The sequence below is a fragment of the Actinoplanes sp. NPDC024001 genome, from assembly GCF_040638955.1.
Classification (GTDB): Bacteria; Actinomycetota; Actinomycetes; order Mycobacteriales; family Micromonosporaceae; genus Actinoplanes.
In genome coordinates this window covers 1-9,049 of sequence record NZ_JBEZZB010000265.1, presented here as the reverse complement: position 1 = coordinate 9,049, position 9,049 = coordinate 1, and the positions used below count along the sequence as shown (strand labels likewise).

At 72.0% G+C, this 9,049-nt stretch carries 10 protein-coding genes and 1 pseudogene; 7 read left to right on the top strand and 4 right to left on the bottom strand.

The features are described 5' to 3' along the window. From AB0F81_RS48660 to AB0F81_RS48650, 3 genes and pseudogenes are all read left to right on the top strand, one after another. Positions 1–245: ATP-binding cassette domain-containing protein (locus AB0F81_RS48660; RefSeq protein WP_360210819.1), on the top strand; the 245-nt coding region annotated here is incomplete at its 5' end. After that, positions 242–1,427: pseudogene (locus AB0F81_RS48655) on the top strand (ABC transporter permease). The gene AB0F81_RS48660 and the pseudogene AB0F81_RS48655, both read left to right, overlap by 4 nt. Before the next feature lie 152 nt (positions 1,428–1,579). Next, positions 1,580–2,545 (top strand): S-4TM family putative pore-forming effector, encoded by a 966-nt coding sequence (locus AB0F81_RS48650; RefSeq protein WP_360210817.1) that lies wholly within the window; start codon positions 1,580–1,582, stop codon positions 2,543–2,545. Here AB0F81_RS48650 and AB0F81_RS48645 read toward each other — a convergent pair. Beyond that, complete coding sequence (locus AB0F81_RS48645; protein ID WP_360210815.1) at positions 2,466–3,161, bottom strand: TetR family transcriptional regulator; 696 nt, start codon at positions 3,159–3,161, stop codon at positions 2,466–2,468. The genes AB0F81_RS48650 and AB0F81_RS48645 overlap by 80 nt on opposite strands. 84 nt (positions 3,162–3,245) lie before the next feature. Between AB0F81_RS48645 and AB0F81_RS48640 the strand changes: the two genes are divergently transcribed. The 3 genes from AB0F81_RS48640 to AB0F81_RS48630 are packed head-to-tail and all read left to right on the top strand — an operon-like array spanning position 3,246 to position 6,328. Continuing rightward, complete coding sequence (locus AB0F81_RS48640) at positions 3,246–4,394, top strand: acyl-CoA dehydrogenase family protein (protein ID WP_360210813.1); 1,149 nt, start codon at positions 3,246–3,248, stop codon at positions 4,392–4,394. A 12-nt stretch (positions 4,395–4,406) separates the two neighbouring features. Beyond that, positions 4,407–5,156, top strand: coding sequence for a 3-oxoacyl-ACP reductase FabG (gene fabG / locus AB0F81_RS48635; RefSeq protein ID WP_360210811.1), 750 nt, complete (start codon positions 4,407–4,409; stop codon positions 5,154–5,156). A 14-nt stretch (positions 5,157–5,170) separates the two neighbouring features. Next, positions 5,171–6,328, top strand: coding sequence for an acyl-CoA dehydrogenase family protein (locus tag AB0F81_RS48630; protein WP_360210809.1), 1,158 nt, complete (start codon positions 5,171–5,173; stop codon positions 6,326–6,328). Here the strand turns inward: AB0F81_RS48630 and AB0F81_RS48625 are convergent. Further along, a complete protein-coding gene (locus AB0F81_RS48625) occupies positions 6,325–7,068 on the bottom strand; it encodes a hypothetical protein (RefSeq protein WP_360210807.1) in 744 nt (247 codons plus the stop codon). The two genes, AB0F81_RS48630 and AB0F81_RS48625, sit on opposite strands and share 4 nt — an antisense overlap. On the opposite strand from AB0F81_RS48625, the gene AB0F81_RS48620 reads away from it, so the two are divergent. Further along, the gene (locus AB0F81_RS48620; protein WP_360210805.1) at positions 7,067–7,693 is read left to right on the top strand and encodes a hypothetical protein; all 627 of its coding nucleotides are present in this window, start codon (positions 7,067–7,069) and stop codon (positions 7,691–7,693) included. The genes AB0F81_RS48625 and AB0F81_RS48620 overlap by 2 nt on opposite strands. Positions 7,694–7,733: 40 nt before the next feature. On the opposite strand, the gene AB0F81_RS48615 is transcribed toward AB0F81_RS48620, so the two are convergent. After that, positions 7,734–8,393 (bottom strand): response regulator transcription factor, encoded by a 660-nt coding sequence (locus tag AB0F81_RS48615; RefSeq protein WP_360210803.1) that lies wholly within the window; start codon positions 8,391–8,393, stop codon positions 7,734–7,736. After that, a partial coding sequence (locus AB0F81_RS48610; RefSeq protein WP_360210801.1) for a histidine kinase occupies positions 8,390–9,049 on the bottom strand: 660 nt, incomplete at its 5' end. The genes AB0F81_RS48615 and AB0F81_RS48610, both read right to left, overlap by 4 nt.

Here is a 9,049-nt window from a genome sequence, read left to right as displayed (position 1 = left end):
CGCACGAGCTGTCCGGGGGCGAGCGGCAGCGGGTGGCGATCGCCCGCGCGGTCGCCGGGAAGCCGCCGCTGCTGCTCGCCGACGAGCCGACCGGGGCGCTCGACTCCCGGTCCGGGGACGGGGTGATGGAGTTGCTCTTCGAGCTGCACGCGGGCGGGACCACGGTCATCGTGATCACCCACGACCGGGAGATCGCCGCGAGCCTGCCCCGGCAGGTCCGGATGAGGGACGGGCGGATCCGATGAGCCGGCTCTCCTTCCCGGACGTGGTGCGGGTCGGCGGCGTGGGCCTGCGAACCCGGCCGATGCGGGCGTTCCTCTCCGCGCTCGGCATCGCCATCGGCATCGCGGCGATGGTCGCGGTCGTCGGGATCTCGTCGTCGTCCGGCGCCGAACTGGACCGCACGCTCTCCTCGCTCGGCACCAACCTGCTCACCGTCGCGCCCGGCCACACCCTGCTCGGCGAGGAGGCCGAGCTGCCGCTGGAGGCCGAGTCGATGATCGAACGGGTGGACGGCGTGCAGGAGGTCACCGCGGTCGGCCGGGTCGACGACGCGAAGGTCTACCGGTCCGAGCACATCCCGCAGGCGCAGACCGGGGGCCTGGTCGCGTACGCGGCCCGCGGCGGGCTGCTCGGCACGGTCGGCGCCACCCTGCGCAGCGGGGTCTGGCTGAACCCGGCCACCGAGAGGTTCCCGGCGGTGGTGCTGGGCTCGGCCGCCGCCGAACGGCTCGGCATCGGGGCGGCCGGCCCGGACACCCAGGTGGTCATCGGCGACGTGCGGTTCACCGTGATCGGCATCCTGAACCCGGTGCCGCTGGCGAGCGAACTGGACAGCGCGGCGCTGATGGGCTGGCCGGCCGCGGCCGGTGCGCTGGACTTCGACGAGCACGCCACCACGGTCTACACCCGGTCGGTGGAGAGCCGGCTGGAGACCGTACGCGGGCTGCTCGCCGCCACCGCCAACCCGGAGGCGCCGAACGAGGTGGACGTGTCCCGCCCGTCCGACGCGCTCGCCGCCAAGCAGGCCACCAGTCAGGCGTTCGCCGGGCTGCTGCTCGGCGTCGGCGCGGTGGCGCTGCTGGTCGGCGGGGTCGGGGTGGCGAACACGATGGTCATCTCGGTGCTCGAACGGCGGCCGGAGATCGGTCTGCGGCGGGCGCTGGGCGCCACCCGGGGGGCAGATCCGTACCCAGTTCCTCGCCGAGTCCCTGCTGCTCTCGGCGCTGGGCGGGGCTGGGGGAGTGCTGCTGGGCTCGGCGGTGACGGTGGGCTACGCCACGTACAAGGAATGGCCCGGGGTGATCCCGGCCTGGGCCCTGGCCGGAGGCCTGGCCGCGACGCTGGTGATCGGCGGGATCGCCGGGCTCTACCCGGCGGTGCGCGCCGCCCGGCTGTCGCCGACCGAGGCGTTGCAGACGCCGTGACGCGGTAGGTTGCGCGGGCATTTGCCCGCGCAACTTACAGCGAATCGCAGCATTGCCGTTATCTGCTGGTATAGATGAACGTTGCTGTTTTTCGGGGATAATGGACTTCCTGTCCTGCTTTTCGGGGGACTTCTGTTTCCGGCGGTGACGCCATGACTGATCGCAAACCCGTGATGCGGCAGCGTCAGCTCGAGCCGACGCTCTGCCACCTGCTCCGTGCGATGACCGTCTCGCACGCCCGGGTCCGCCGCCTGGCCGCCTTACGCATGGCCATCTCTGCCACCATCGCCGCGGTCGGGCTGGCCACGGTCTTCGCCGGGTCGCTGAACTCGACCACCTTCGTCAAGTCGCTGAGCATCGTGGTCACGGTCGGCGGGGCGCTCTGGGCGCTGACGTACTCGATGGGGCTGGCCTCGTGGGCGGACCGCGAGTTGCGCCGCGCCGCGCTGCTGCAGGAGGCGTTCGAGACCCGCTTCTTCGGCCTGCGGTGGAACAGCGTGCTGGCCGCCGACGAGGTGCCGGCCGAGGACGTGCGCCAGTTCAGCAGCCGGTTCCGCGGCGACGAGCAGTCGCTCGGCGCCTACTACGACATGCCGAACCTGCCCCGGCCGTTCGACGTGCTGGCCCGGCAGCAGCAGAACCTCGCCTGGGGTGGCCGGGTCCGCCGCCGGTACGCCCTGGCGGTGCTCTTCGGCATGATCGTCTGGGCGGTGATCGGCCTGCTCTCCGCGATGGTCCGCGGCTCGACGATCACCGACTTCGTGGTGCAGTGGTGCGTGCCGTCGCTCGGCATGTTCCTGCTCGGCTGGGACACCTTCCGCGACCAGCGCAGCATCGCCGCCGAGCGGCAGCGGGTCGCGAGACACTCCCGGGCGCGCTGTCTGCAGCAGGCCGCGCGCGGCCACGACCCGGAGACGGTCCGCGACCTCTGCCTGATGGCGCGGCAGGTGCAGGACCAGCTCTTCCTCACCCGCAAGCGGGCGCCGCGGGTGCCGTCCTGGTTCTTCCGCCGTTACCGCGAGCAGGACAGCAGCGACTTCACCGCGGGTCTGGAGGAGATGCGCCGGTCGCTGGTGCGGGCGGGGCTGAACGTGCGGCCGCCCCGGCCGAAGGGCTGATCCGCCCCAGCCGCGCGGCGAGGCCGTCGACGAACATGCTCAACGCGAACTCGAAGCTGTCCCGGTCGACCGCGTCGGCGTGCTCGCGCAGCCGGTGCGCGTCGCCGAGAGCCGGGTACCGATCCAGATAGACCTGCACGTCGTCGACGAAGCCGCGCGAGAACGACCCCATCGCGGCGCCCACGACCAGGTATTTCGTCGACGCCCCGATCATCGTGGCCTCGCGGGCCGGCCAGCCGGCGGCGACCAGGCCGCCGTGGATCGCGTCGGCCCGGCGCAGCGAGGCGTCGCGCTGGCCGGGGCCGCGCGCCAGGAACGGGACGATGTTCGGGTGCTCGGCGAGCGCCGCCCGGTACGACCGCGCCCAGCCCAGCAGCCCCTCCCGCCAGCCGATCACGAAGTCGCCGGTGTCCACCTTCTCCATGATCTCGCTGGCCACGTCGTCGAGCAGCTGCTCCTTGGTGGGGTAGTGGAAGTAGAGCGCGGGGGCGCTCACGCTCAGCGCGGCGGCCAGCTTGCGCATGCTCAGCCCGTCCAGACCCTCGGTGTCGATGATCTCGAGCGCGGCCGCCCGGATGCCGGCCTGGCTCAGCAGAGGCGTGGTCGGCCGCGGCATGTGAGGGTCCTTTCGCTGAAGTGCCTAACGGTGTTAAGTTAGCACCCGTCGAGAAACCTGACAGCGTTAGTTTTAGGAGTTTTCGTGGACCTAGGCCTGACCCAGGAGCAGGAACAGTTCCGCGACCTCGCCCGCGAGTGGGTGGACCGCGAGGTCGTCCCGCACGTCACCGAGTGGGACCGCGCCGAGCAGGTCGACCTGAAGATCGTCGGCAAGCTCGCCGAGCTGGGCTTTCTCGGTCTCGGGATCGCCGAGGAGTTCGGTGGCTCGGGCGGCGACTTCCTGTCGTACGTGTTGATGATGGAGGAGCTCGGTCGCGGCGACACCTCGGTGCGCGGCATCGTGTCGGTCTCGCTCGGGCTGGTCGCCAAGAGCATCCAGGCCCACGGGACCGACGCGCAGAAACGGCAGTGGCTGCCCGGCATGTGCGCCGGCGAGACGCTGGGCTGCTTCGGCCTCACCGAGCCGGGCACCGGCTCCGACGCCGGGTCGCTGTCCACCCGGGCGGTGCGCGACGGCGACGACTGGCTGATCACCGGCGAGAAGATCTTCATCACCAACGGGACGTGGGCCGGCGTGGTGCTGGTGTTCGCCCGCACCGGCGGTCCCGGACCCAAGGGCATCACCGCCTTCCTGGTCCCCGCCGACGCGCCCGGCCTCGGCCGGCGCGAGATCAAGGGCAAGCTGGGCCTGCGCGGCCAGGCGACCGCCGAGCTCACCTTCGATGCCGTACGGGTGAGCGACGCGAACCGCCTCGGCCGGGAGGGCGGTGGCTTCAAGATCGCGATGTCGGCCCTGGACAAGGGGCGGATCGCGGTCGCCGCCGGCTCGGTCGGGCTGGCCCGCGGCTGCCTGGAGGCGGCGGTCGCCTACGCGCAGGAGCGCACCCAGTTCGGCAAGCCGATCGCCTCCTACCAGCTGGTGCAGGAGATGCTCGCCGACATGGCCGTGGACACCGACGCGGCCCGGCTGCTCACCTGGCGGGCCGCCGACCTGGTCGACCGGGGCCGCACGTTCGGCACCGAGGCGTCGATGGCCAAGCTGTTCGCCACCGAGTCCGCGGTCAAGGCCGCCAACCAGGCCATCCAGGTCTTCGGAGGGTACGGCTACGTCGACGAGTTCCCGGTCGGCAAGGCCATGCGCGACGCCCGCGTCACCACGCTCTACGAGGGCACCAGCCAGATCCAGAAACTGCTCATCGGCCGTGCGCTGACCGGGATCAGCGCGTTTTGAGGGGATAGACACTTGAGTCGGGTAGCCATCGTCACGGGTGCCGCACGCGGGATCGGCGCGGCCACCGCGCTGCAGTTCGCCACCGAGGGCGCGGCCGTCGCCGTGCTCGACCTCGATCCGGACGCGTGTGCCGAGGTCGTCGACCAGATCAAGGCGGCCGGCGGCACGGCCGCGGCCTACAGCTGCGACGTGGCCGACGAGGCCCAGGTCGACGCCGTCGTCGACAAGGTCGCGGCCGAGCTGGGCGGGGTTGACGTGCTGGTCAACAATGCGGGCGTGCTCCGCGACAACCTGCTGCACAAGATGTCCGCGTCCGACTGGGACATGGTGATGAACGTGCACCTGCGCGGCGCGTTCCTGTGCAGCCGGGCGGCGCAGCGGCACATGGTCCCGAAGCGCTCCGGCAAGATCGTCAACACGTCGAGTGTGTCCGCGCTCGGCAACCGCGGGCAGGCCAACTACGCGGCCGCGAAAGCCGGGATCCAGGGCTTCACGCGTACGCTCGCGATGGAGCTGGGCCCGTTCGGCATCAACGTGAACGCGGTGGCGCCCGGCTTCATCGTCACCGAGATGACCGACGCGACCGCCGCCCGGGTCGGTCTCTCCTCCGCCGACATGCAGGCCAGGGCGGCTGAGATCACCCCGCTGCGGCGGGTCGGGTACCCCTCCGACATCGCTCAGGTCGTCGCGTTCCTCGCCGGCGACGCCGCCTCGTTCATCACCGGCCAGACCATTTACGTCGACGGCGGCCGCCGTCTCTGAGTAAGGACCGTTCTATGCGTCGCACCGTCTTCACCGAGGACCACGAGGCCTTCCGGCAGACCCTGCGGGCCTTCATCGAGGCCGAGGTGGTTCCCCGTTACGACCAGTGGTTCGTCGAGGGGCAGGTACCCCGCGACTTCTACAAGCAGCTCGCCGAGCTGGGCCTGTTCGGCATCGAGGTGCCGGAGGAGTACGGCGGCGCCGGCATCAAGTCGTTCAAGTTCGCCGCGATCCAGACCGAGGAGACCACCCGGGCCGGCGTCTCGTTCGGTGCCTCCGGCGCGCACGTGGCGCTCTGCCTGCCGTACCTGATGCAGCTCGGCACCGAGGAGCAGAAGCAGCGCTGGCTGCCCGAGTTCGTCTCCGGCGACACGATGTACGCGATCGCCATGACCGAGCCGGGCACCGGCAGCGACCTGGCCGGGATGAGCACCACGGCCAAGCTCTCCGAGGACGGCAGCCACTACATCCTCAACGGCGCGAAGACCTTCATCACCGGTGGTGTCCTCGCCGACCGGGTGATCGTCTGCGCCCGCACCTCGCCGCCCAAGCAGGACGACCGCCGCTACGGCATCTCGCTGCTGGTCGTCGACACCAAGTCGCCCGGTTACTCGGTCGGCCGCAAGCTCGACAAGCTGGGCCTGCGCACCTCCGACACCGCCGAGCTGGCCTTCGTCGACGTGAAGGTGCCGGTGGAGAACCTGCTCGGTGAGGAGAACAAGGGCTTCTCCTACCTCGGCCACAACCTGCCGAAGGAGCGGCTGAGCATCGCGTACGGGGCGTATGCGCAGGCCGCGGCCGCGGTGCGATTCGCCAAGCAGTATGTGCAGGAGCGCAAGGTGTTCGGCCACGCGGTCGCCTCGTTCCAGAACACCAAGTTCGAGCTGGCCGCGTGCCAGGCCGAGGTGGACGCCGCCCAGGCGGTCGCCGACCGGGCCCTGGAGGCGCTCGACGCGGACGAGCTGACCGCCGCCGAGGCCGCCTCGGCGAAGCTGTTCTGCACCGAGGTCGCGCACCGGGTGATCGACCGCTGCCTGCAGCTGCACGGCGGCTACGGCTTCATCAACGAGTACCCGATCGCCCGTCTCTACGCGGACAACCGGGTCAACCGCATCTACGGCGGCACCTCCGAGGTGATGAAGATGATCATCGCGAAGGACATGGGCCTCTAACCGGCCGCACGGCGGCGGGCGCCCAGCAGGTTCAGCACGACGGTCCACACCGTCAGGCCGGCCAGCAGGGCGCCCGTCGCCTGGTCGCCCCAGTCGCCGGCCGGCCTGATCGGCTCCGTGAAGACAGAGAGCGAGAGCGTCGCCTGGCCCAGCGCGGACGACGCCGCCAGCGGCGGCAGCAACCAGAGCAGCCAGACAGGCACCCCCATCCGGTCGTCCTGGATCAGGCCGGCGACCGTCATGACCAGCCACCCGATGCCGGCGACAATCACGATCGCGGCCGTCAGCACCCGGCCCGGCGGGCGGATGAGCGTGCCGAGACCCACACCGGCCGTGGCGAACAGGGGATAGGCCACCAGCTCGGCCGCGATCACGCCGACGGGCAGGCCGGAGGGATGCTCGCCGCCGGCCAGCGGGACCGCGACCGCCACCGTGACCACGGCCAGCACCGCGCCGAGCGTCACCGCGACGGCCAGCGCCACCGGCTGCCGGTGCCGGCGCGCCAGCAGGTAACCGGTCAGCAGCGACAGCACCTGGCCGCAGAGCACGCCCGAGGTGTGCCGGTAGACATGGTCGGTGTAACCCCACTCCCACTGCTGGCCGTCGCCCTGCGGGTCGTAGTTGATCCAGAACTCGTAGAAGCCGTCGTTGACCGGCATCGCGGCGATCACCAGCACGGCCATCAGCGGGACGGACCAGACCGCCGGGTGCCGGATCACAACGCCTAGGCTTCCCGGCATGGCGCTCCTTCACAAGGCTACGATCACGCCCACCAAGCTTGAACTGCTCGCCTCCTGGCTGCCCACCCGCCCCTGGTACGACGGCCCGGAATCCCCGGAGCTGACCCGGGTCGCCGCCGCCCGCTTCGACGATCCGGACGGTGAGGTCGGCATCGAGACCCTGCTCGTCCGGGCCGGCGACGGCCCGGTCTGGCAGGTGCCGCTCACCTACCGCGGCGCCCCGCTGGACGGCGCCGACGAGCACCTGGCCGGCACCCTCGAACACTCCGTCCTCGGCATGCGCTGGGTCTACGACGCCACCGCCGACCCGGTCTACGTGACCGAGGTGACCCGGGTGATCCGGGAGGCCGGCCACGAGGCGCCCGAGGAGGTCGAGGACGGCGACGAGCGGATCTCCCGCGAGCCGGACCTCAAGCTGACCGGCAGCGGCGCCGAGGCGCCCCCGGCCGGGCAGATCACCGGGCACCGCGACGGCGACCCGACCGTGGTGGTGGCCGGCGACGTCGAGCTGGTCGTCAGCCGGGTGCCGCTGGTGGCCGTGGACCCGGCGGACGCGGGCGTGCTCACCGGTTGCTGGCCCGGCCAGGAGACGCCGGTCGCCCTGGTCCACCTGCGCGTGCGCTGATCCTCGCCGGGGACGACGCTGATCCTCGCCGGGGACGAGGCTAATCCTCGCCGGGGACGACCAGGCCCTGCTCGTAGGCGTAGACCACGGCCTGCACCCGGTCGCGCAGGTCCAGTTTGGTCAGCACCCGGCTGACGTGCGTCTTCACGGTCGCGTCGGACAGGTGCAGCCGGACGGCCAGCTCCGCGTTGCTCAGCCCCCGCGCGACCAGGCGCAGCACCTCCAGCTCCCGTTCGGTGAGCCGGTCGGTGGCGCGGGCGGCCGCCGCGGCCGGCGGCGGCACCCGCAGATAGCGGGTGATCAGGCGGCGGGTCACCGCCGGGGCGAGCAGGGCCTCACCGGCGGCGACGGTGCGGACCGCCTCGGCGAGCTGGCCGGGCGGGGCGTCCTTGAGCAGGAAACCGGACGCGCCGGCGTGCAACGCGTCGTAGACGTACTCGTCCAGGTCGAACGTGGTCAGCACCAGCACGTGCGGGGCGTTCGGCTGGCGGGTGATGCGGCGGGTGGCCTCGATGCCGTCCATCTTCGGCATCCGGATGTCCATCATCACCACGTCGGGGGAGAGGCCGTCGACGGCGCGGACCGCCTGCTCGCCGTCGGCGACCTCACCGACGATGGTGATGTCCGGCTGGGCGCCGAGCATGCCGGCCAGACCGGACCGGATCAGGGCGTGGTCGTCGGCGACCAGGACCCGGATCACGCCGGGTCCCGGGGGAGGCTGGCGGCGACCGTGAAGCCGTCGGGGGCGGGTTCGGCGGTGACGGATCCGCCGTACAGCCGGGCCCGCTCGCGCATGCCGATCAGGCCGCGCCCGGCGCCCGGTGGGGAGGCCGGGGCGCCGCCGGTGTTGCGTACGTCGATGGTGATCTCGCGCTCCTGATAGCCGATCCGGACCGTCGTCGCCGCGCCGCAGGCGTGGCGGCGCACGTTGGTCAGCGCCTCCTGGACGATCCGGAAACCGGCCAGATCGACGCCGGCGGGCACGTTACCCCGCTCGCCGGCGACGCTCAGCTCCACCGGCAGCCCGGCCGCGCGAGCCTCGTCGACCAGGTCGCCGACCCGTTCCAGGGTGGGCTGCGGCACCAGCTCGGCCCGGGTGTCGTCGTCGCGCAGCACGTCCAGCACGTGCCGCATCTCGGTGAGCGCCTCCCGGGCGGTGGAGCGGGCCGCGGCGATGTGCCGGCGGGCCGAGTCCGGATCCAGGGCGATCAGCTCCTCGGCCGCGCCGGCCTGCACCGCGACGATCGACAGCGAGTGGGCCACCACGTCGTGCAGCTCCCGGGCGATGCGCTCGCGCTCGGCGGTGACCGCCAGCGCGGCGCGCGTCTCGGCCTCCGCGCGGGCCGCGTGCGCCCG